Annotated in this window: 16 protein-coding genes; 11 read left to right on the top strand and 5 right to left on the bottom strand. The window is 64.6% G+C overall.

The genetic code is table 11. The features are described 5' to 3' along the window. Positions 1-45: 45 nt before the first annotated feature. The 8 genes from pilH (at position 46) to QYS36_RS23225 (ending at position 13,722) form a co-directional block, all read left to right on the top strand. Positions 46-411: a twitching motility response regulator PilH gene (pilH, locus tag QYS36_RS23260; RefSeq protein WP_013789448.1), complete on the top strand. Its 366-nt coding sequence runs from the start codon at positions 46-48 to the stop codon at positions 409-411. A gap of 44 nt (positions 412-455) precedes the next feature. Next, positions 456-995 carry a chemotaxis protein CheW gene (locus QYS36_RS23255; RefSeq protein ID WP_308841726.1) on the top strand — a complete coding sequence of 180 codons (540 nt, stop codon included), beginning with the start codon at positions 456-458 and terminating at the stop codon, positions 993-995. 82 nt (positions 996-1,077) lie between these two features. Next, complete coding sequence (locus tag QYS36_RS23250; protein WP_308841725.1) at positions 1,078-3,126, top strand: methyl-accepting chemotaxis protein; 2,049 nt, start codon at positions 1,078-1,080, stop codon at positions 3,124-3,126. A 68-nt stretch (positions 3,127-3,194) separates the two neighbouring features. After that, a complete protein-coding gene (locus tag QYS36_RS23245; RefSeq protein ID WP_225606261.1) occupies positions 3,195-4,043 on the top strand; it encodes a protein-glutamate O-methyltransferase CheR in 849 nt (282 codons plus the stop codon). Between the two features lie 14 nt (positions 4,044-4,057). Further along, positions 4,058-11,527 (top strand): Hpt domain-containing protein, encoded by a 7,470-nt coding sequence (locus QYS36_RS23240; protein WP_308841724.1) that lies wholly within the window; start codon positions 4,058-4,060, stop codon positions 11,525-11,527. Next, positions 11,524-12,582, top strand: coding sequence for a chemotaxis protein CheB (locus QYS36_RS23235; RefSeq protein ID WP_308841723.1), 1,059 nt, complete (start codon positions 11,524-11,526; stop codon positions 12,580-12,582). Before QYS36_RS23240 ends, QYS36_RS23235 begins: the two co-directional genes overlap by 4 nt. A gap of 12 nt (positions 12,583-12,594) precedes the next feature. After that, positions 12,595-13,065 (top strand): chemotaxis protein CheW, encoded by a 471-nt coding sequence (locus tag QYS36_RS23230; protein ID WP_308841722.1) that lies wholly within the window; start codon positions 12,595-12,597, stop codon positions 13,063-13,065. A 126-nt stretch (positions 13,066-13,191) separates the two neighbouring features. Continuing rightward, entirely contained in the window at positions 13,192-13,722 is a 531-nt protein-coding gene (locus QYS36_RS23225) for a ferritin-like domain-containing protein (protein ID WP_308841721.1), read from the top strand. 37 nt (positions 13,723-13,759) lie between these two features. On the opposite strand, the gene QYS36_RS23220 is transcribed toward QYS36_RS23225, so the two are convergent. From QYS36_RS23220 to QYS36_RS23210, 3 genes are all read right to left on the bottom strand, one after another. Further along, entirely contained in the window at positions 13,760-14,281 is a 522-nt protein-coding gene (locus QYS36_RS23220; RefSeq protein WP_308841720.1) for a cytochrome b/b6 domain-containing protein, read from the bottom strand. Between the two features lie 125 nt (positions 14,282-14,406). Continuing rightward, positions 14,407-15,126, bottom strand: a complete 720-nt coding sequence (locus tag QYS36_RS23215; RefSeq protein WP_308841719.1) for a 16S rRNA (uracil(1498)-N(3))-methyltransferase — start codon at positions 15,124-15,126, stop codon at positions 14,407-14,409. A gap of 83 nt (positions 15,127-15,209) precedes the next feature. After that, positions 15,210-16,613: an adenosylmethionine--8-amino-7-oxononanoate transaminase gene (locus QYS36_RS23210; RefSeq protein ID WP_308841718.1), complete on the bottom strand. Its 1,404-nt coding sequence runs from the start codon at positions 16,611-16,613 to the stop codon at positions 15,210-15,212. Positions 16,614-16,960: 347 nt separating this feature from the next. Between QYS36_RS23210 and QYS36_RS23205 the strand changes: the two genes are divergently transcribed. Next, on the top strand, positions 16,961-18,268 hold the full coding sequence (locus QYS36_RS23205; RefSeq protein ID WP_308841717.1) for a hypothetical protein: 1,308 nt from the start codon (positions 16,961-16,963) through the stop codon (positions 18,266-18,268). Positions 18,269-18,412: 144 nt separating this feature from the next. Here the strand turns inward: QYS36_RS23205 and QYS36_RS23200 are convergent, their stop codons facing one another. Beyond that, a complete protein-coding gene (locus tag QYS36_RS23200) occupies positions 18,413-19,045 on the bottom strand; it encodes a nitroreductase family protein (RefSeq protein WP_308841716.1) in 633 nt (210 codons plus the stop codon). A 146-nt stretch (positions 19,046-19,191) separates the two neighbouring features. After that, complete coding sequence (locus QYS36_RS23195; RefSeq protein ID WP_308841715.1) at positions 19,192-20,172, bottom strand: sterol desaturase family protein; 981 nt, start codon at positions 20,170-20,172, stop codon at positions 19,192-19,194. A 617-nt stretch (positions 20,173-20,789) separates the two neighbouring features. On the opposite strand from QYS36_RS23195, the gene QYS36_RS23190 reads away from it, so the two are divergent. Next, positions 20,790-21,335, top strand: coding sequence for a cytochrome b (locus QYS36_RS23190; protein WP_308841714.1), 546 nt, complete (start codon positions 20,790-20,792; stop codon positions 21,333-21,335). Between the two features lie 63 nt (positions 21,336-21,398). Further along, positions 21,399-21,977 (top strand): YceI family protein, encoded by a 579-nt coding sequence (locus QYS36_RS23185; RefSeq protein ID WP_308841713.1) that lies wholly within the window; start codon positions 21,399-21,401, stop codon positions 21,975-21,977. Positions 21,978-22,046 lie beyond the last annotated feature (69 nt).

The raw sequence follows: 22,046 nt of genomic DNA, 5'->3' as shown, positions 1-22,046 counted from the left end.
CCGGCTGTCGCTACAACCGCCTCTCTTCATGTATTGGGAAACATCATGGCTCGAATTCTGATTGTTGATGACTCGCCGACCGAAATGTACAAGCTGACCGCCATGCTGGAAAAACATGGCCATCAGGTACTCAAGGCCGAAAACGGCGCCGATGGCGTCGCCCTGGCACGCCAGGAAAAACCCGATGTGGTGTTGATGGACATCGTCATGCCCGGGCTCAATGGCTTCCAGGCCACCCGCCAGCTGACCAAGGATGCCGAAACCAGCCACATCCCGGTGATCATCGTCACCACCAAGGATCAGGAAACCGACAAGGTCTGGGGCAAGCGCCAGGGCGCCAAGGACTACCTGACCAAGCCGGTGGACGAAGCTACGCTGCTGAAAACACTGAACGCGGTGCTCGCAGGCTAAGGCCGCGCAGCGCGACACAACAAGAGAAGAAGGTCACGACAGGCATGTCAGAGACACGCACCCCCTTTCAGATCCTTCTCGGCATCGAGCAGCGTTGCCGTGCGTTGGCAGCGGGCTTGCCTTCGCAGCAGGTGGCGGTGCAGACCTGGAGTGGCATTGGCTTTCGCATGGGCGAGCGGTTTTTCGTCGCACCGATGGGTGAGGTCGGTGAAGTGCTGCACGAGCCACGGCATACCTTGCTGCCCGGCGTGAAGAGCTGGGTCAAGGGCGTGGCCAACGTGCGTGGACGATTGCTGCCGGTCATGGACCTGTGCGGCTTTTTCGGCGGCGAGCTGTCGCCCCTGCGCAAGCAGCGGCGGGTGCTGGTGGTCGATCATCAGGACATCTTCGCGGGCCTGACGGTCGACGAGGTGTTCGGCATGCAGCATTTTGCGGTGGATACCTTTTCCGAGCAGTTGCCGGCGCTCGAGGCATCCATCCAGCCATTCATTCATGGTTTGTTCCAGCGCGAGCAGCCCTGGTTGGTGTTCAGCCCTCATGCGCTGGCCCAGGCTCCAGAGTTTATCGACGTGGCATACAGATAGCTTTTCGGTGGGGGCGGCGCAGCCAGCCTTCTGACGTTAGATGGAATTCGAAGTGCGGTAGGGTCCAGGCGGGGGCCAGATAATGAAAAAAGTAATCTCCAACAACGTACTGGCGGGGACACGGGTCGGCGCACTCGTGGCGGGGCTGTTCGTCGTCCTGATCGTTTCGATCGTGATGCTGTTCGCCAACTTTGCCTACATGAACACGCAGGCAAACTACGACACCGAGTACCTCGGCCATGCGGGCGAGCTGCGCGTACTGTCCCAGCGTATCGCCAAGGACGCCACCGAATCCGCCGCGGGCAAGGCCGAAGCCTTCGCCCTGTTGCGCGATGCCCGCAACGATTTCCAGAAGCGTTGGGCCTACCTGACCGACGGTGATGCGCAGACCGGCCTGCCCGCTGCGCCTGCCGCCGTGCAGACGCAGATGGCTGCCGTGCAGCAGGATTGGGATGCCCTGCGCCAGAACGCCGACGCCATCCTGGCCAGCGAGCAGACCGTTCTGTCGCTGCACCAGGTGGCCGCCACCCTGGCCGAAACCATTCCGCAGCTGCAGGTCGAGTACGAAGAAGTGGTCGACATCCTGCTGGAAAGCGGTGCGCCCGCTGCCCAGGTATCGGTTGCCCAGCGTCAGTCGCTGCTGGCCGAGCGGATTCTCGGCTCGGTGAACAAGGTGCTCGCCGGTGACCAGGACTCGGTGCAGGCCGCCGACATGTTCGGTCGCGACGCCAGCCTGTTCGGCCGCGTACTGAGCGCCATGCAGGAAGGCAACGCGGCCATGGAAATCACCAAGGTCAGCGACCAGGAAGCCCTGGAGCGTCTGGCGGAGATTTCCGAGCTGTTCGAATTCATTTCCGGCTCCGTGGACGAGATTCTCGAAACCTCACCTGAGCTGTTCCAGGTTCGTGAGTCCGCCAACACCATCTTCACCGTCTCGCAGACCCTGCTCGACAAGGCCTCGGCGTTGTCCGAAGGCTTCGAAGGCCTGGCCTCCGGTCGTTCGCTGAACACCATCGCCGGTTACGTGCTGGGCGCCCTGGCGCTGGGTTCGATTCTGATCATCGGCCTGGTGATGGTGCAGGAGACCAACCGTCGACTGGCCGAAACCGCCGAGAAGAACGAACGTAACCAGACCGCGATTCTGCGTCTGCTCGATGAGATCGCCGACCTCGCCGACGGTGACCTGACGGTGGCGGCGACGGTAACCGAAGACTTTACCGGGGCCATCGCCGACTCCATCAACTACTCCATCGACCAGCTGCGTGAGCTGGTCGCGACGATCAACATGACCGCCGTGCAGGTGGCTGGCGCCGCCCAGGAAACCCAGGCCACCGCCATGCACCTGGCCGAGGCTTCCGAGCACCAGGCCCAGGAAATCGCCGGGGCTTCGGCGGCGATCAACGAAATGGCCGTGTCGATTGACCAGGTATCGGCGAACGCCTCGGAGTCCTCCGCGGTAGCGGAGCGTTCCGTAGCCATCGCCAACAAGGGCAACGAAGTCGTACACAACACCATCACCGGCATGGATAACATCCGTGAGCAGATCCAGGACACCTCGAAGCGAATCAAGCGCCTCGGTGAATCGTCCCAGGAGATCGGTGACATCGTAAGCCTCATCAACGACATTGCCGACCAGACCAACATCCTGGCACTGAACGCCGCGATCCAGGCCTCCATGGCTGGTGACGCAGGCCGCGGCTTCGCCGTGGTAGCGGACGAGGTACAGCGTCTTGCAGAGCGCTCCTCGGGGGCGACCAAGCAGATCGAGGCACTGGTGAAGACCATTCAGACCGACACCAACGAAGCGGTTATCTCCATGGAGCAGACCACGTCCGAGGTGGTGCGTGGTGCCCGCCTGGCGCAGGACGCCGGTGTGGCCCTGGAAGAGATCGAGAAGGTATCCAAGACCCTCGCCGCACTCATCCAGAACATTTCCAACGCGGCGCGCCAGCAGGCCTCGTCTGCCGGCCACATCTCCAACACCATGAACGTGATTCAGGAGATCACCTCGCAGACCTCGTCGGGTACCACCGCGACCGCCAAGAGCATTGGTAACCTGGCCAAGATGGCCAGTGAAATGCGTAACTCGGTGTCTGGTTTCAACCTGCCAAACGACGGCGAGCAGGCGTGATCGCCTGCCGCCTGGCGCATTGAACGATGCACCAGGCGGCGGTCGCGTGCTCGAGCGAGGGTTTCATCATGCAGTCAGGCGTCTGGGCCTTGCAGCCAGTGGCGGACATGTCCGCCACGGAGTTCCGCGACTGGCAGCAGTTGCTGGAATCGCGCCTGGGCATGGTGATCAACGAGCAGCGCCGGGTATTCCTGCAGACCAACCTGAGCACGCGCATGCGCGAACTGGGCATCGCCGACTACGCCAGCTACTACCGGCAGGTCACCGATGGCCCGCGCGGTGCCGTGGAATGGGCGAACCTGCTGGATCGACTGACCGTACAGGAAACCCGTTTCTACCGGCATCCGGCGTCGTTCGAGGTGTACCAGGCCTACGTCGCCCGGCGCGGCGAGCAGGGCCTGGACAGACCCCTGGCGATCTGGAGCGTGGGTTGCTCCAGCGGTGAGGAGGCTTATTCGCTGGCCATCGGTGCCAGTGAAGCGCTGGGGCCGCAGGGCCGGTTCGGTGTCACCGGCACCGATATCAGCCGCAGCGCCCTGGCCAAGGCCCGGGAAGGCCTGTACGACGGACGCCGGCTGCAACCGCTGGATGAAGACCTGCGCGCGCGCTATTTCACGCGTCAGGGGGATGAACGCTTCAAGGTTTTGCCGGAACTGGCCGCACGGGTGTGCTGCGCCAGGCTCAACGTGCTGGAATTGGACAAGGCGCCAATGACCGGCATGGACGTTATTTTTTGTCAGAACTTGCTGATCTATTTTCGCCGCTGGCGACGCCGCGAGATCCTCAACCGCCTGGCCGAGTGCCTGGCGCCGGGTGGCTTGCTGGTGATCGGGGTGGGCGAGGTGGTCGGCTGGCAGCACCCGGACATGCTTCCGGTGGCCGATGAGCGAGTGCTGGCGTATACCCGCAAGGGCTAAGAGACGGAGTGTGTATGGGTGATCGGCACGACTATGTCGCCCTGGAGTGGGTCAAGGGCGAAATCGCGGAAACCCTGAAGCAGGCGCGACAGGCACTGGAGGCGTTCGTCGAGAATCCGCAGGATTCGACGCGCATGCGGTTCTGCCAGACCTATGTGCATCAGGTTCACGGCACCCTGCAGATGGTCGAGTTCTTCGGTGCGGCCTTGCTCGCCGAGGAGATGGAGCACCTGTCCCAGGCGCTGATCGACGGGCGTGTAGCCAACCAGGGCGAAGCCCTGGAAGTGCTGATGCAGGCCATCCTGCAACTGCCGATCTACCTGGACCGCATCCAGACCGCACGCCGCGACCTGCCCATGGTGGTGCTGCCGCTGCTCAACGACCTGCGCGCCGCGCGGGGCGAGAAGCTGCTGTCGGAAACCAGCCTGTTCTCCCCGGATCTGTCGGCCCGCCCCGCGGCGCTGTCGCCCGAGTCGCTGACCCAGCTGCGCACCGCCGAATTGCCGGCGCTGCTGCGCAAATTGCGGCAGATGCTGCAGGTGGCGCTGGTCGGCGTCATTCGCCAGCAGGACATGGATACCAACCTCGGTTACATGGCGCGGGTGTTCGCGCGCCTGGAAACCCTGTGCAAGAGCTCGCCGCTGGAGTCGCTGTGGCAGATCGCCTCCGGCGTCGTCGAAGGGCTGTCCAACGGCAGCATCGCCAACGGCACCTCCATACGCACGCTGCTGCGCCAGGTCGACAAGGAGCTCAAGCGCCTGACCGAACAGGGCGCCGACGGCCTCAACCAGCGCGCTCCGGACGAACTCACCAAGAACCTGCTGTTCTACGTCGCCAAGGCCTCGCCGCAGTCGCCGCGCAACCAGGTGCTGCGCGAGCGCTACAACCTCGACGAAGCGCTGCCCGATCATGACGTGGTCGACGAAGAGCGGGCGCGTTTGGCCGGCCCTGATCGCGATGCCATGCGCTCGGTGGTGGGCGCCCTCTGTGAAGAGCTGGTGCGGGTCAAGGACAGCCTCGACCTGTTCGTGCGCAGTGATCGCTCTCAGGTCAGTGAGCTGCAGGCCCTCTCGGTGCCGCTCAAGCAGATCGCCGATACCCTGGCGGTGCTTGGCTTCGCCCAGCCGCGCAAGGTCATCGTCGACCAGCTCGACGTGGTACGCGCCCTCACCGAAGGCACCCAGTCGCCAAGCGACGCGGTGTTGATGGACATAGCCGGCGCGCTGCTCTATGTCGAAGCGACGCTGACCGGCATGGTCGGCCAGAGCGACGGCAACAAGCGCGAAGAAAGCCACCTGCCCACCACCGATGTCGGGCAGATCCACCAACTGGTGATCAAGGAAGCGCGTACCGGCCTGGAACAGGCCAAGGACGCGATCATCGAGTTCATCGCCTCGCAGTGGAATCACGACCACCTGGCCCGCGTGCCGGAACTGCTGACCCAGGTGCGTGGCGGTCTGGCGATGATTCCATTGGAACGTGCCGCCGCGCTGCTCAATGCCTGCAACCGCTACATCCAGGAACAGCTGCTGGCCCGCAAGGCCGTGCCGAACTGGCAGAACCTCGACACCCTGGCCGATGCCATCACCAGCGTCGAGTACTACCTGGAGCGTCTGTCCGAAGACCACGCCACCCAGGGCGACCTGATCCTCGATGTGGCCGAGGAAAGCCTCGGTGCGTTGGGTTATCCGCTGCAGGAAAAACCGTCGATCCTCGACGCCCCCGCCGAGGAAGAACCGGCGCCACTGGATGATCCGCTGCACGATATCGACGTGCTGGCCGCGCCGGCTGTCGACAACGCCCGGCACGACGCACCGACGGAACCCGCCGCGGATGAGCTACCCGTGCTGGACGAGCCGGCTTTCGAACAGCCGGAGCCGCTTGGCGAGGCTGTCACCGATGTGGCCGACAGCCACTGGCCGCAGGATGAGCAGCTGTCGGCGCCGCAGGCTTGCGAGCCTGCCGATCTGCCTGAGCTGCCCGGCGAGGTCATCGAGCCCGGCGAGCAGGCCACCGAGACGCTGGTTGCCACTGACCAGACGGACAGCTGGTCGCCAGCCGCCGAGCAACCCCAGGCGCTGACGCCTGAGCAAGCCGACGAAGCAACTGACCCCTACGGCATCGACCTGGGCGAACTCGGCGACGACCCCTATGCCGATGCCAAGGCCGCCGTGGCCGATGACGCCTGGGCGCTGGATGACCGCGAGTTGGACGACGCGGCCGGCGCAGGCCGGGATGAATCCTTCCTGCTGTCCGCCGAGCCGCTGGAGCTTGGCGAGCCAGAAATCCTGCCGGTAGCCGAGCCGCCTGCTTCGCTCGCCGATGACAGCTGGTCCTTCGACCTCGACGAGCAGCCGGCCACCGCGCCCGAGCAGCACGGCCGCGCCGAGGACGAGCTGTGGTCGCTGGACGAACTGCAAAGCGATCTCGAGCCCAGTGCTGCCGAGCCCACCGCCGCCGAGTTGCCGCTCCTGGATCTGCCCACCCAGGGTTTCGAAGAGCAGCCGCTGGAGCTCGAATCTCTGGAGCTGGAGGCGAGCGACGAACCGCAGTGGAACGAGGTCGACCTGGACGACCTGCAACTGCCGGAAGTCGAGCTGCCCGGTATGCCCGAGGCGCCGGCAGTCGAGGAGCCACAAGGCGAAAAGCCGCTGTCCATGGCCGATGTGATGGCCGCACCGGTCCAGGCGATCAACCCGCCTGCGCTGGACGTGCCGCCAAGCCTGCTGCCGCCGCCTGCCGATGAAGAGCCCATCGACGAAGAGCTGCGTGAGGTGTTTATCGAGGAAGCCGGTGAGGTGCTGGAAACCATCGGCGAATTCCTGCCGCGCTGGTGCGCCGATACCGAAGACCGCGAGGCACTGAGCGAGATCCGCCGGGCTTTCCACACCCTCAAGGGCAGTGGCCGCATGGTGCGTGCGCTGGTCATCGGCGAGCTGGCCTGGTCGATCGAGAACCTGCTCAACCGCGTGCTCGACCGCAGCATCCAGCCGGGTGCCGAGGTCAAGCAGGTGATCAACCAGGTCGTCGCGCTGACCCCCGAGCTGGTCGACGAGTTCGCCGCCCAGGCCCAGCGCCAGCGCGACGATGTCGACCGCCTGGCAGCCGACGCCCATGCCCTGGCCAAAGGGCTGAGCCTCCCAAAGCATGACGCCCCGGCTGCTGCGGTAGCCGAGCCCGTGGGCGAGATCGAGGCTGCCGCACCGGCGCATGACGAACATGCCGGGCTGGACCCGCAATTGCTGGAAATCTTCCGCAACGAGGCGGAAACCCACCTCGACACCCTGGCCGCCTTTCTCGACGACTGCGCCCGTGAAATGCCGCAGCCGGTGACCGATGACCTGCAGCGTGCCCTGCACACCCTCAAGGGCAGCGCCTACATGGCGGGCATCCTGCCGATGGCGGAAGTGGCCGCGCCGTTGGAGAAGATGGTCAAGGACTTCAAGGTCAATCTGGTGCCGCTGGACCTGGCCGAAGCCGAGGTGCTGGTCGAGGCCCAGGCGCTGTTCCGTCAGGGCCTGGCCCAGCTGGAAAGCGACCCCCTGCGCCCGATCCCGGGTACCGAGGAATTTCTGCAGCGGGTTCAGCAGTTGCATCAGCAACGCCTCGAACACGCCCAGAGCCAGCGTCAGGGCGAGCACGGCGAGAGTCGTGATCCGCAACTGATCAGCATCTTCCTGGCCGAGGGCATGGACATCCTGCTGGATGCCGAAGACGTGCTGCGCCGCTGGCGCGCCCAGCCGTCCGAGCGCCAGGAGCTCAATACCCTGCTCGAAGAGCTGACCACCCTGGGGCGCGGCGCGGAAATGGCCGAACTGCCGCAGATCGACGAACTGTGCGAAGCGTTGCTGGATGTCTATGGCGCCGTGGAAGACGGCAGCCTGGCGGTCAGCGAGCGCTTCTTCGACGAGGCCGAACAGGCCCACGAAGCGCTGGTCAGCATGATGGACCAGGTGGCCGCCGGCCTCGAAGTCAGCGCCTGCCCCGAGCGCGTAGCCGCCTTGCGTGCGCTGTTCGACGAAGCGCTGGACCCTGCCAAGCTGGCACTGCTGTCCGGCGATGTGCCGGGCCTGCAGGTGGTCGAGCTGGAAGAGGCAACCCGCGCACTGCACGCTTCGGACGTTGCTGAGCAGCCGCTCGGCGAGCCGGCCGACGCCGCCGAAGCAGACGACAACGAGCTGGAGTCGATCTTCCTCGAAGAGGCGGTGGACATTCTCGACAGCGCCGCCGGCAATCTGCAGCGCTGGCTGGCAGAGCCGGACAACCGCACGCTGTTGTCGTCGTTGCAGCGCGACATGCACACCCTCAAGGGCGGTGCCAACATGGCCGGCGTGACGCCGATCAGCGAGCTGGCCCACGAGCTGGAAGCCCTTTACGAAGGTTTGGTGGATCGCCGCTACGGTGTATCCCCGTTCGCCACCGATAGCGTGCAGCAGGGCCATGGGCTGCTCGGTGGCATGCTCGCCAGCTTGCAGGCACGCCAGCCGGCGCAGCCGGCCGACGAGCTGGTCGAAGCCATTCGCCAGTTCCGCCAGCGCGGTGGCCAGGATCAACAGCACGCCGAGCTCGAAGCACCGGCCCTACCCGAGGCGCTCGAGCCCGCGGATGAGCCGCAACCCGAAGCGCCCGTCGCCGAGCCCCTGGTAGCGCCAGCCGAGCCGCCGGTGGTGCGCGCCGAGCCGGCGCCGCAAGCCGCGGTGCACAGCGAGCGCGACCCCGAGCTGGTGGAAATCTTTCTCGAGGAAGGTTTCGACATCATCGACAGCGCCGGTGCGGCCCTGACCCACTGGATGGATGACGTCGACAACAGCCTCGATCTGGAGTCCCTGCAGCGTGACCTGCACACCCTCAAGGGTGGTGCGCGGATGGCCGAGATCCGCGAGATCGGCGACCTGGCCCACGAACTGGAGTTTCTCTACGAGGACCTCGGCAACGGCCGCCTGCGCCCCAGCCCGATGCTGTTCGAGCTGCTGCATGCCTGCCACGACCGCCTCGCCGAAATGCTCGACGCCGTGCGCTCGCACCGTCAGGTGCCCGATGGTGACGAGCTGATCGAGACCATTCGCCGCCTGCGCGCCAACCCGGACGAGCAGCTCAGCATACCGCGCGCGGTGCCCCTGAGCGCCGCGCCGCAGGAATCCTTCGATGCCGATGGCGACGAAATCCTCGATATCTTTCTCGAGGAAGCCGACGAACTGCTCGAAGCCATGGAAGCCGGCATCGGCCGCTGGGAAGAGCGGCGTGACGACGCCAGCCGTATCGACGAGCTGCTGCGTATCCTGCACACCCTCAAGGGCGGTGCGCGGCTGGCCGGGCAGAAGCAGCTGGGGGATCAGAGCCACGATCTCGAGCAGCACCTGACCGAAGCCCAGGCCCAGGGTGCGCCCTGGCCGGACAGCCTGTTCCTTGACGTGCAGTCCGGCTTCGAAGGCCTGCAGAAGAGCCTCGACGAGCTGCGCGCGCGCCTGCAGCAGCAACCCCAGGACGAGCGCCCGGCCGAGCCGGAGCAGCCGGTGGCGCGGGCGGTGACCTCCATCGTTGCCGCCAGCGAGTTGCCGGCGGTCGCGGTGCAGAACCGCGTGCTGCCGTTTGTGCAACGCGCCGAAGTGGCCGCCGAGGAGGCCGCCGCACGGCGTGCCCCGCAGGAGCTGGTCAAGGTGCCCGCCGATCTGCTCGAAGGGCTGGTCAACCTGGCCGGTGAAACCTCGATCTTCCGTGGCCGTGTCGAGCAGCAGGTCAGCGATTTCGGCTTCACCCTCAGCGAGATGGAAGCCACCATCGACCGCGTGCGTGATCAGCTGCGCCGCCTGGATACCGAAACCCAGGCGCAGATCCTCAGCCGTTACCAGGCCGAAGCCGAGCGCGCCGGCTACGAGGAGTTCGACCCGCTGGAAATGGACCGCCACTCGCAGCTGCAGCAGCTGTCGCGGGCGTTGTTCGAATCGGCCTCCGACTTGCTGGATCTCAAGGAAACCCTGGCCTCGCGTAACCGCGACGCGGAAACCCTGTTGCTGCAGCAAGCGCGGGTCAACACCGAGCTGCAGGAAGGCCTGATGCGCACGCGCATGGTGCCCTTCGACCGCCTGGTGCCGCGCCTGCGGCGGATCGTGCGGCAGGTCGCCAGCGAGCTGGGCAAGCAGGTCGAATTCACCGTTGGCAACGCCGATGGCGAGATGGACCGCACGGTGCTCGAGCGCATCGTCGCACCGCTGGAACACATGCTGCGCAACGCCGTCGACCACGGCATCGAAGGCGCTGCCGTGCGTAGCAAGGCCGGCAAGCCGGAGCAGGGCAGCATTCGCCTGGACCTGGGCCGTGAGGGCGGCGACATCGTGCTGACGCTCAGCGATGACGGTGCCGGCATCAACCTCGATGCGGTGCGCCGCAAGGCCATCGAGCGCGGCCTGATGGACGCTGGTGCCGACCTCGGCGAGCACGAGATCCTGCAGTTCATTCTCGAAGCGGGTTTCTCCACTGCCGAGAAGGTCACGCAGATTTCCGGGCGCGGCGTCGGCATGGACGTGGTCAACGCCGAGGTCAAGCAGCTCGGCGGCTCGATGAGCATCGACTCGGTCAGCGGCGAAGGCACCACCTTCCGTATTCGCCTGCCGTTCACCGTATCGGTCAACCGCGCGCTGATGGTGCTGTCCGGTGAAGACCTGTACGCCATTCCGCTCAACACCATCGAAGGTATCGTGCGCGTTTCGCCGTACGAGCTGGAAAGCTATTACGGCCCCGATGCCCCCCGTTTCGAATACGCCGGGCAAGCCTACGAGCTGCGTTACCTGGGCGACCTGCTCAACAATGGCCAGCACCCCAAACTGGTCGGCCAGAGCCTGCCGCTGCCGGTGATCCTGGTGCGCTCGAGCGAACACGCGGTGGCCGTGCAGGTGGATTCCCTGGCCGGCTCGCGGGAGATCGTGGTGAAGAGCCTCGGCCCGCAGTTCGCCACGGTGCCGGGCATTTCCGGGGCGACCATCCTCGGTGATGGCCGCGTGGTGGTGATTCTCGACCTGCTGGCGACCATCCGCGAGCTGCACGCCCACCTGCAGTATCAGGTACGCCCGCGGCTGTCGGCCGAGGCCAGCGCCGCGGCGGAAGCCGAGGTGGAACGCCCGACCCTGGTCATGGTGGTGGACGACTCGGTCACCGTGCGCAAGGTCACCAGCCGCCTGCTGGAACGCAACGGCATGAACGTGCTGACCGCCAAGGACGGGGTCGACGCCATCGCCCAGCTGCAGGAGCATCGCCCCGACATCATGTTGCTGGACATCGAAATGCCGCGCATGGACGGCTTCGAGGTCGCCAACCTGATTCGCCACGACGAAGGCCTCAAGGACCTGCCGATCATCATGATCACCTCGCGTACCGGTGAGAAGCACCGCGAGCGGGCGATGAGCATCGGCGTCAACGAGTACCTCGGCAAGCCTTACCAGGAGTCGCTGCTGCTCGACTCCATCGAGAAGTGGACCAAGCGATCATGAGCCAATCCTGTGCGGCCCGTATTGCCGTGATCGCCGACACCTCGTTGCAACGCCATGTGCTGCAGCAGGCCCTGAGCAGCAACGGTTACCAGGTGGTGCTCAACAGCGACCCGGGGCGCCTCGACGAGGCGGCGCTGCAGGGCTGTGAAGCCGACCTGTGGCTGGTCGACCTGATGCAGTCCGATGAACTGCCGCTGATCGACGCCCTGATGGCCGGCGCCGAGGTGCCGGTGCTGTTCGGCGAGGGCCACGCGCCCGAGCGCAGCTCCGAACATTACCCGCGCTGGGAGCGCCGCCTGGTCGGCAAGCTGAAGAAACTGGTCGGCGATCCTGCCCTGGCCACTGCCGGTGGCGGCCTGGACAGCTTGCTGGCCGAGGCGCAGCGGCCTGAACGCATCGATTTGCCAGCGGTGCTGGCCGATACCCCGCTGCAGGCCGGCGAGCCGGCGCGGCAAGTCTGGCTGCTGGCGGCTTCGCTGGGCGGGCCGGCGGCGGTGAAGGCGTTTCTCGATGCGCTGCCGGGCGGCCTGCCGGTGGCCTTCCTGTATGCCCAGCATATCGACCCCAGCTTCGAGACCACGCTGCCCCAGGCCGTTGGCCGCCACAGCCAGTGGCGGGTCGGCACGGTGCGCGATGGCGATACCCTGCGCTGTGGCGAGGTGGTGGTGGTGCCGATCAGCAGCGAGCTGACCTTTGCCGATGACGGCGTGATGCGGGTCGCCAATCGTCCCTGGCCGGAGCCCTACAGCCCGTCGATCGACCAGATGATGCTCAACCTGGCGCAGCGCTACGCTGCCAACAGTGGGGTGATCGCCTTCAGCGGCATGGGCAGCGATGGCAGTGCCGCCGCCGCCTACGTGAAACGCCAGGGCGGGCTGATCTGGACGCAGCGGGCCGACAGTTGCGCCTGCTCGAGCATGCCCGACAGCTTGCGCGAGGGCGGCTACAGCAGCTTTACCGCCGACCCGCGAGAACTGGCGGCGGCCCTCGTCGAGCACCTCGCCGAGCAGTGCGCCAGTGGCCGGCACGCTCTTCCTACCTCATTCGCTGTCTAACAGGATGTTTTCATGAGCCAAGCCGTCGCTACCCAGAACAGCGTCAGCAGCCTGACCGGTCTGGTCGTGCCGCTGGCCGATCGCACCCTGCTGCTGCCCAACGTGGCGGTGGCCGAGCTGATTCCCTACCGGGCACCGCCGGCCATGGCCGGCATGCCGGGCTGGTTTCTCGGCCAGGTGGCCTGGCGTGACCTGAGCCTGCCGCTGCTCAGTTTCGAGGCCGCCAGTGGCGCTCAGCCGGTGGTGGGCAGCGGCGCCCGGATCGCCATTCTCAACGCCCTGGGCGGTCGCGCCAACGTCAAGTTCATCGCCCTGCTGGTGCAGGGTATTCCGCGCTCCCTGCGCATCACCGAGGACCTGCCGCGTGCCGATGCCGAGCTGGCGCCGCTGGAACTGGCGGCGGTCAGGGTGGACGATAGCGTGCTGCGGATTCCCGATCTCGAAGGCCTCGAGCAGCTACTCGCCGATGCCGAGTTGATCTGAGGTACAAGCGAAACGGCGGTAACATCCAGAAACAGGTCAAACTTTTCTTCTTCGCAGCGACTCACACACGAGTGACGCCAGCCAGCAGAGCCAGCGCACTCAACCGTAAGCCGATGGAGAAAAGTCATGAGCGCCACCCCTCTCACCGATATCAGCATTCTGCGCCAGCGTGCCCGCCAGCACCTCGAATCCGGGGCGATCACCGAAGGCTACACGGCCGACCGCGAAACCGTGCTGCGCCTGCTCAACGAGTCGCTGGCCACCGAGCTGGTCTGCTATCTGCGCTACAAGCGCCACTACCACATGGCCAGCGGCCTCAAGGCCAGCGTGGCGGCTGCCGAGTTTCTCGAGCATGCCCAGCAGGAACTGGAACACTCCGACAGGCTGGCCGAGCGCATCACCCAGCTCGGTGGCGAGCCGGACTTCAACCCGGCCACCCTGACGGCGCGCTCCCATGCCGAGTACGTCGCCGGTAGCTCGCTCAAGGAGATGGTCACCGAGAACCTGGTGGCCGAGCGCATCGCGATCGACAGCTACCGCGAAATCATCGCCTACCTGGGCAATGACGACCCCACCACGCGGCGCATCTTCGAAGACATCCTCGCCCAGGAAGAAGAGCACGCCGACGACATGTCGGACATTCTCGACGACCTCTGATCCAGGCTGCAGGGCGCACGCCGCGCCCCGGCCGGCATCAGCGCCGCGGCAGCATCGTCCTGAGTACGCCATCGCGCAGCCGATAATGGTGCCAGAGCGCCATGCAGGCGTGGCCCAGGATCAACGCGAATAACAGGTACTTGGCCGTCAGGTGAAATTGGCGAGCCAGGGCGCGGGTGGTATCGGAAACCGGCAGCGGATCGATCGTCAGCAGCCAGAACAGCTCCACCGGCCGCTTGCCGAACAGCAGGCCGCTCAACGGCATCGCGAGCAACAGCAGGTACAGGGCGGCATGGCCCAGCTTGGCCGCCAGGCGCTGCCAGCTGGCGCTGTCGACCAGCCGTTGCGGTGTGCCGTGCCGGGCACGTAGCAGCAGACGCAGCACGGTCAGCAGCAGAATGCTCAGGCCCAGGGATTTGTGCAGGGTGAACACGTCGCCGCTGCCGCCGAGCAGGTCGGCCAGCAGATCCTGGGCGTAGGGCAGTGACAGGGTGCAGATGACCAGCACGGCGCTGAGCCAGTGCAGCACGATCTGGGGGCCCGAATAGCGCTCATTCATGGTCGGCTCTCATCATGTCCGCTACGCGGGTGCTGTAGTGATGATAGTCAATCGGCGCTGATTTTCTTGCGGCCTTACTGGCGCTGCCAGGGGCTGCCTGGCCGACGAGTTCGTTGCCGGAAAACCTAGAAATCGCCCCACAGGTGCTGGGCCAGGGCGAGGCCGGCAACCGGCGCGGTTTCGGTGCGCAGTACCCGTGGCCCCAGGCGCGCGGCGTGGAAGCCCGCGCTTTTCGCCTGCTCCACCTCGGCATCGGCGAGACCGCCCTCGGGGCCGATCAGAAAGGCCAGCGTCGCCGGCTTGGCATGGCTGCTCAGCGGTTCGGCAACCGGGTGCAGCACCAGCTTGAGGTCCGCCTCGGTTTGCTGCAGCCAGTCGCCGAGGGCGATGGGCGGGTGGATCAGCGGAATCACTGAGCGACCGCATTGCTCGCAGGCGCTGATCGCCACCTGGCGCCAGTGGGCCATGCGCTTGTCGGTGCGTTCATCCTTCAGGCGTACCTCGCAGCGCGCACTGATGATCGGGCTGATTACCTGGGCGCCGAGTTCGGTGGCCTTCTGGATTGCCCAGTCCATGCGCTCGCCGCGCGACAGCCCCTGGCCCAGGTGGATGTGCAGCGGCGACTCGGCCTGCCCGGCGAATTGCTCGCGCAACTCGACGCGCACGTTCTTCTTGCCCACCTCGATCAGCTCGCCGAGGAACTCCTGGCCGCTGCCATCGAACAGTTGCACCGCATCGCCCGCGGCATGGCGCAGCACCCGGCCGATGTAATGGGCCTGGGCTTCGGGCAACTGGTGTTGGCCGAGGGAGAGGGGAGCGTCGATGAAGAAACGGGAAAGGCGCATAAGGGCAGCTACAGGCGGCGAGTCGAAGCGCCAAGTTTAAAGCACCTGACGCCCCCGCTGTTACCAGAGACTTGCTGCGGCCTTTAGCCCGGGTCACGAAAGCCCGGGTAGCGGGTGTCGGCAACGGCCACGCTGAGCGAGGTGCGGGTGGCCAGGTCGATGCCTTCGCTGGCGACGTCGGCGAGAAAGTCGATCTGCTCCTCGCTGATCACATAGGGTGGCAGGAAGTACACCACGCTGCCCAGCGGGCGCAGCAAGGCGCCGCGGGTCAGGGCGTGCTCGTATACCTTGAGGCCGCGGCGTTCCTGCCAGGGGTAGGCGACCTTGCCGGCCTTGTCCTGGACCATCTCGATGGCCAGGGCCATGCCGGTCTGGCGTACCTCGGCGACATGCGGGTGCTCCGCCAGGTGCGCAGTGGCGCTGGCCATGCGGCTGGCCAGCTTCTTGTTGGCCTCGATCACGCCGTCCTCCGCGAAGATATCCAGGGTCGCCAGGGCCGCCGCGCAGGCCAGCGGGTTGCCGGTGTAGGTGTGCGAGTGCAGGAAGGCGCGCAGGGTGGCGTAGTCGTCGTAGAAAGCGGCGTAGACATCGTCGGTGGTCAGCACGGCGGCCATCGGCAGGTAGCCGCCGGTGAGCGCCTTGGAGAGCACCAGAAAGTCCGGGGTGATGCCGGCCTGCTCGCAGGCGAACATGGTGCCGGTGCGGCCGAAGCCGACGGCGATCTCGTCATGGATCAGGTGCACGCCGTAGCGGTCGCATGCCTCGCGCAGCAGCGTCAGGTAGATCGGGTGGTACATGCGCATGCCGCCGGCGCCCTGGATCAATGGCTCGACGATCACCGCCGCCACTTCGTGGTGGTGCTCGGCCAGGGTCTGCTCCATGGCGGCGAACATCGTCCGGGAATGCGCTTCCCAGCTCACCCCCTCGGGGCGCAGATAGCAGTCGGGGCTCGGCACCTTGAGGGTGTCGAGCAACAGCGCCTTGTAGGTGTCGGTGAACAGCGCGACGTCGCCCACCGACATCGCCGCCACGGTTTCGCCGTGGTAGCTGTTGGTCAGGGTCACGAAGCGTTTTTTCGCCGGTTGGCCGCTGTTGAGCCAGTAGTGGAAGCTCATCTTCAGCGCCACTTCGATGCCGGAAGAGCCATTGTCGGCGTAGAACACCCGGTTCAGGCCTTCCGGGGTGATGCGCACCAGGCGTTCGGACAGCTCCACCACCGGCTGGTGGCTGAAACCGGCCAGCATCACGTGCTCGAGCTGATCGACCTGCTGCTTGATGCGCTCGCCGATGCGCGGGTTGGCATGGCCAAACACGTTGACCCACCAGGAGCTCACCGCATCCAGGTAGCGTTTGCCCTCGAAGTCTTCCAGCCACACGCCTTCGCCGCGGCGGATCGGAATCAGCGGCAGGCGCTCGTGGTCCTTCATCTGTGTACAGGGGTGCCAGAGGACGTCCAGGTCACGCTGCATCCAGTGTTGGTTGCTCATCGAGTCGCTCTCCCAATTGTCAGCGGGCAAGCCTATCAGAAGGTTCGGCTTCATCGGGGCATGTGCAGGGCATTTACCGCAGCAGCCCATAGGCGCTGACCGAAACGTTTCATGTTCGCTGCGCGCGGCGCGGCCCCGCCGGTTACCTGGATAGCGGCCAGGCGGTTTTTCCGGCAAGTACGGCCATGTGCCAATTTGGGCTACGGATGCAGGTGAGCTTGCTCCTATGCTAGGGCTGACCGGTCAACCTGATCCGGGGGCACGCGGATCCTGATCTCGGGCGCATAAGTCGAGCAACGGGCCAAGCGCCGTATCCGCAATGCCGTCACGAGCGGCAGGGGCGTGAAATGGATGAGTTGCAGGACGTGGGCGAGGAGCATCGGCTCGCTGCCCACGCACAACGAATTTTCAACAGTGGGCTGCTCGGCAAATCGCGGCGGATGATTCGCCTGTTCGAGTTTCTCCTCGAACGATCCCTGACGGCGACCGCAACCAAGGAGATCGAGATTGCCCGCGTGGTGTTTGGCCGTGCCAGCGATGCGGATCTTGCGGTCGATGCCACGGTGCGCGTGCATATTCACCGGCTGCGAAAGAAACTGGATGCGGCGCCAGCAGATGAACGGGGTGAGCGGCTCGTTCTACCCCGTGGCGAATATCGCCTGGTGGTGGTCGCGCCAGACGAAACCGATGAACGCCTCGAGCATTCGTGGCGAAGCTCCCCTGGTTGGCGGTATCTCGCAGGGCTGGCGCTTTTGCTGGTGTTCGGTGGCGGGGGCTGGCTTTGGTTGGCGGCAAAATCTCCCGATGATCCGCGCAGCGAAAGCATTCTGTGGCGTGGCCTGGCAGACAGCCGCGCGCCGGTGATGATCGTTTCCGGTGATTTTTATGTGTTTGGCCAGCGCGCTGCTGACGGCTCGGTAAGGCGCATGATTGCCGACCCCGGCATAGCGTCCAGCGAACAGCTCAATCAGTTCATGCAGAGGGCGCCCGAGGGCCAGGGCTATGTCGACATGAATGCCTATCACTTGCCGAGTGGGCTGGCACCGGCCCTGGTTTCGGTGGCGCCAATCGTGGCCGCGGCAACGGGGGCAGGTGCAAGGCCGATCAGGCACGTGACGACGTCACGGTTCACCAACGAGATGCTGAGCAATCAGGATATCGTTTATGTCGGCTTGCTCGACACCCTTGGCGATTTGCAGGAGCCGTTTTTCGATATTTCCGGTTTTTCGCTGTCGGCGAGTGGCGACACGCTTGTCGACAAGGCGAGCGGGGAGCGCTTCCAGGCCGATTGGGACGAGCCTTCCAGCCAGGGAATCATGCGCCGTGATTACGCATACCTTGCCCGTTTTCCGGGGCCTGCAGGCAATCACGTCGTCGTGGTTGCGGGGGTAATGGATCCCGCGCTCGTCGAGGCCGGGCATATTGCTGCCGATGGCGACGAACTCGGTCGTTTGCAAGCCCGCCTGGGTGGCAGCGAGGCCTTCGAGGCCCTTTACGAGGTGCGCACATTTGGTCCGTCGAATGTATCGGGCAAATTGCTGATCGCCCGCCCGCTTGACGTCGCTCGGATGTGGCGGGCGAACGGGGCGCCGCCTGGCGCGGCTGCGCCCAAGGCGCGAGAGGTTGATGAGGCCGCCCTGCGACGCGGCAACTGATCAGGCCTGTGGTTGCAGAGGGCGCCGCCTATCCCGGGGCTTGCAGGTGTCGGATAGCCGATGCACCGCGCCTGCACGAGCTGCTCGGCAGTGGCTGTCGAGCTGCCCAGCTCAGGCCGGCACATTCAGCCTTTTGGGGGCAGGCTATTTGATCTCCACGAACAGCTCCTGCTTGGTGCGGCGAACCTTCTCGAGCTTTGCCAGCCAGTCGCTTTCGACATCCCGATAGCCAAGGGTCATCAGCACGGCGCTGGCCAGGCCCTGTTCGGGAAGATCCAGCAGTGCATCCAGCGCCTGGTTGTCGAAGCCTTCCATGGGCGTGGCATCCACGCGACGTTCGGCAGCTGCCAGCAGTGCGAACCCCAGGGCGATGTAGCACTGTTTGGCTGCGTGAAAATACTGCTGCTCCCGGCTCATGCTGGCGAACGAATCGAGTAGCGACAGCCGGTAGTCATCGGTAACGCTTGCCGGCAGATTGCGGATGCCGTTGCTGTAGGCAAAAAAATCGTTGATCCGCTCAGGCGTGTAGGCGTCCCAGGCAGCGAAAACCAACAGATGAGAGGATTGGCCAATCTGTTGCTGATTGGCGCAGATCGGCTGCAACCGTGCTTTCAAGGCGCCGTCGCTGATCACCAATACCTTGAAAGGCTGCAGCCCCGAGCTGCTCGGGGCCAGGCGGATGGCGTCGAGAATCGAGTCGACGTTCTCTGGCTCCACCTTGTGGCCGTTATAGCTCTTTGTGGCGTAGCGCCAATGGAGTTGGTCTTGCAATGCCATGTCGGATTTCCTTCTTGGACGTTTCATTAGCCGCTGCTGGGTTGGAAACAGGCTCGGAGAGCGCACGCGCGTCCCCTTGGCTGTCTCGGCTGGCCCTCGGCTATCGAGGGAGGCCAGCCGGCCCGGGTTCAAGGTGCGCGAGCCCGCTATGGGTTGGGGCTCTTGCCTTCTCTGAGGTGCCGCCAGAGCGTGACGAATGGGTCGAGATAGAAGCCCTTCAGGGTGTTGTGCGGATTGTTCGGTCCGTATTCGTCGTCGTTGCAGCCCCAGCGCCAGGTTTCACCTTTCTTGGGCAGGTAGAGGGTTCCGAACATCCAGTCCCAGAGCGTCAGGATGACGGCATTGTTCTTGTCCCAGTGCTGGGGCTCCATGCTGTGATGAAGGTTATGCATCACCGGCGCCAGAACGATCCTGTTCAACCACCCGTAGGAGATCGGCATATGCACGTGGGAGAACACATCGATAACGAAGAAGGCGATATAGGCCGTCGTGGCCACCGCCGCCACCATGCCGGGGTGCACCTGGCTGCCCGTGGCATAGAGCACCACGCCGGTGAAGGCCCCGCCGACGACCGCCGGGATGATGTTCAGGCCGAAGAACTCGATGGGGTGCTGGCGGAACAGCGTCCAGGGCGTCAGGGTCTCGGCGGTATGGTGAGGCTTGTGCAGGTGCCAGAGATGGGCGTTGGTATGACACCAGCGATGTACCCAGTACCCCACGAAGTCGACGCTCATGAAATACACCAGGAACTGGACGGTGACGAGCAGCCAGGTGGAGGTGATCAGCGGCTCTCGGGCGCCCCACTCGGCATTGAAATACGCCCCTAGGTTGTCGGCAATGGCGATGCCATTGATGGCGATGACGCCAACCATGGGAAAGCCGATCAGCAACAGGATGATGCCGTTCCACATGTCCACCCGTGATGAGGGGTGTTGATATTGCGCCTTGGGAAAGGCCGCGTTGGCCAGAGAAGCCAGGGTCAGGGGGCCCTGCCACTTTTGCGAGAGAATGAACATCACCGCGATGACGGTCACGAAAAGAGGAAGTCCGAGGGCCCATAAGCTCACTATTTCAAGCGTTGGCTCATAGAAGGCGACAATGGATTCCCAGATGCTATGCATCGTCATAGTTAGTACCTCGCCATTTCTTGTCTTGTTATTGTTTTGAGGCCATGGATAGCCTCGCTTCTTTTTCTCCTTGCAGGCCCGCTCGGACGGCTTGTTGCAACGGGCGGTCTCGATGCTGCTCGGCGGGCTTACCCCGGACAAGTTGGATAACGGTTAATTAACGGTACGTAACAGGTTCTCGGCAGCCGGGCGCCGCGCAGAAAAGCCATTCGAATCAGTGAGATGGTAGTTGGGTGAGTTCGGGCCTGGGCGTTCGCCCGTGGCCCGGATATCGGTCGCCGAAGAGGCCAATGGGCGGGTGAGTCGAACGTTCAGCGGTGCTCCTGTGCCCTGTAGGGCTCGGATCACCGACCTGTAACGCTGCTGTTGACGTGTGAAGTGAGCCGGCCGGGCAGCGACATTGCTGCGTTGGGAGCGCGTTCGAGTGGCAAGGCGAGCGGCGGGCGCGGTAAGGAAATCCACCACCTCATCGTCACCAGGGCGGTGTTGATACTATTCTCCAGCCGACGCACGGGCCCGAATATCGCCTGTCTCGATCGGTGATAGCGAAACTTTCCGCTTTAAATCGATAGGTTTGCCGCTACTCTCTGTTGGATCTTGAATTAGGGAAGCCTGCCATGCAGTGGCGCAATTCTACGTTCCGTTACGGTCTCATCAGCGTTGCCCTGCACTGGCTGGTGGCCATTGCGGTGTTCGGTCTGTTCGCACTTGGCTTCTGGATGGTCGGCCTTAGCTACTACAGTGGCTGGTATCAGACGGCGCCGAACATCCACAAGAGCATCGGCATCCTGCTGTTCATCGTCATGCTGGCTCGCCTGCTGTGGCGCCTGGCCAGCCCGCCACCGCCAGCGTTGCCCGAACACGGTCGGCTGACGCGGGTGGCCAGCAAGCTGGGGCACGGCTTTCTGTATCTGGGACTGTTCGTGCTGATGACTTCCGGCTACCTGATCTCCACCGCCGATGGCCGCGGTATCAGCGTGTTCGGTTGGTTCGAGGTGCCGGCGAGCGTGACCAGCATTCCCAATCAGGGCGATGTGGCCGGGCTGATCCACGAGTACCTGGCCTGGGCTATCGTGATCTTTGCGGTTCTGCACGGTCTGGCGGCACTGAAACACCACGTTATCGACCGTGATCGCACGCTGCTGCGCATCTTTGGGCGCTGATTCTCTGCTGTTTCTTCGGCATTGCCTTGCAATGCCGTTACTTTCGTCTCACAAGGAGTTCTCATGTTGAAGAAGACTTTCGCTGCACTGGCACTGGGCACCGCACTGCTGGGCGCAGGCCAGGCAATGGCCGCTGATTACGCCATCGATAAAGAAGGCCAGCATGCCTTCGTCAATTTCAAGATCAGCCACCTGGGCTACAGCTGGCTGTACGGCACCTTCAAGGATTTCGACGGCTCCTTCACCTTCGACGAGAAGAACCCGGAAGCCAGCAAGGTCAACGTGACCCTGAAGACCGAGAGCGTCGACACCAACCACGCCGAGCGCGACAAGCACATCCGCAGTGCCGACTTCCTCAACGTCAGCAAGAACCCGACGGCGACCTTCAAGTCCACTTCGGTCAAGTCGACCGGCAAGGACAGCGCCGACATCACCGGTGACCTGACCCTCAACGGCGTGACCAAGCCGGTGGTGATCGCTGCCAAGTTCATTGGCCAGGGCGACGACCCATGGGGCGGCTACCGCGCCGGTTTCGAGGGCAGCACCAAGCTGAAGCTGAAAGACTTCAACATCGAGAAGGATCTGGGCCCGGCTTCGCAAGAAGTCGAGCTGATCATCTCGGTGGAAGGCGTGCGCCAGTAAGCCTGGCCTGACGCTAGAAACAAAAACGCCGGCTTTGAGCCGGCGTTTTTTTGAGCGGTTGAATACCCA

Origin of the sequence: Pseudomonas sp. G34 (assembly GCF_031119625.1) — a bacterium.
GTDB lineage: Bacteria > Pseudomonadota > Gammaproteobacteria > Pseudomonadales > Pseudomonadaceae > Aquipseudomonas.
This window is presented reverse-complemented; position numbering and strand designations above follow the sequence as displayed.

Bases quoted from the DNA above. Each gene is read 5' to 3' on its own strand.
- pilH (WP_013789448.1), top strand. From the start codon at position 46: ATGGCTCGAATTCTGATTGTTGATGACTCGCCGACCGAAATGTACAAG.
- QYS36_RS23255 (WP_308841726.1), top strand. From the start codon at position 456: ATGTCAGAGACACGCACCCCCTTTCAGATCCTTCTCGGCATCGAGCAG.
- QYS36_RS23250 (WP_308841725.1), top strand. From the start codon at position 1,078: ATGAAAAAAGTAATCTCCAACAACGTACTGGCGGGGACACGGGTCGGC.
- QYS36_RS23245 (WP_225606261.1), top strand. From the start codon at position 3,195: ATGCAGTCAGGCGTCTGGGCCTTGCAGCCAGTGGCGGACATGTCCGCC.
- QYS36_RS23240 (WP_308841724.1), top strand. From the start codon at position 4,058: ATGGGTGATCGGCACGACTATGTCGCCCTGGAGTGGGTCAAGGGCGAA.
- QYS36_RS23235 (WP_308841723.1), top strand. From the start codon at position 11,524: ATGAGCCAATCCTGTGCGGCCCGTATTGCCGTGATCGCCGACACCTCG.
- QYS36_RS23230 (WP_308841722.1), top strand. From the start codon at position 12,595: ATGAGCCAAGCCGTCGCTACCCAGAACAGCGTCAGCAGCCTGACCGGT.
- QYS36_RS23225 (WP_308841721.1), top strand. From the start codon at position 13,192: ATGAGCGCCACCCCTCTCACCGATATCAGCATTCTGCGCCAGCGTGCC.
- QYS36_RS23220 (WP_308841720.1), bottom strand. From the start codon at position 14,281: ATGAATGAGCGCTATTCGGGCCCCCAGATCGTGCTGCACTGGCTCAGC.
- QYS36_RS23215 (WP_308841719.1), bottom strand. From the start codon at position 15,126: ATGCGCCTTTCCCGTTTCTTCATCGACGCTCCCCTCTCCCTCGGCCAA.
- QYS36_RS23210 (WP_308841718.1), bottom strand. From the start codon at position 16,613: ATGAGCAACCAACACTGGATGCAGCGTGACCTGGACGTCCTCTGGCAC.
- QYS36_RS23205 (WP_308841717.1), top strand. From the start codon at position 16,961: ATGGATGAGTTGCAGGACGTGGGCGAGGAGCATCGGCTCGCTGCCCAC.
- QYS36_RS23200 (WP_308841716.1), bottom strand. From the start codon at position 19,045: ATGGCATTGCAAGACCAACTCCATTGGCGCTACGCCACAAAGAGCTAT.
- QYS36_RS23195 (WP_308841715.1), bottom strand. From the start codon at position 20,172: ATGACGATGCATAGCATCTGGGAATCCATTGTCGCCTTCTATGAGCCA.
- QYS36_RS23190 (WP_308841714.1), top strand. From the start codon at position 20,790: ATGCAGTGGCGCAATTCTACGTTCCGTTACGGTCTCATCAGCGTTGCC.
- QYS36_RS23185 (WP_308841713.1), top strand. From the start codon at position 21,399: ATGTTGAAGAAGACTTTCGCTGCACTGGCACTGGGCACCGCACTGCTG.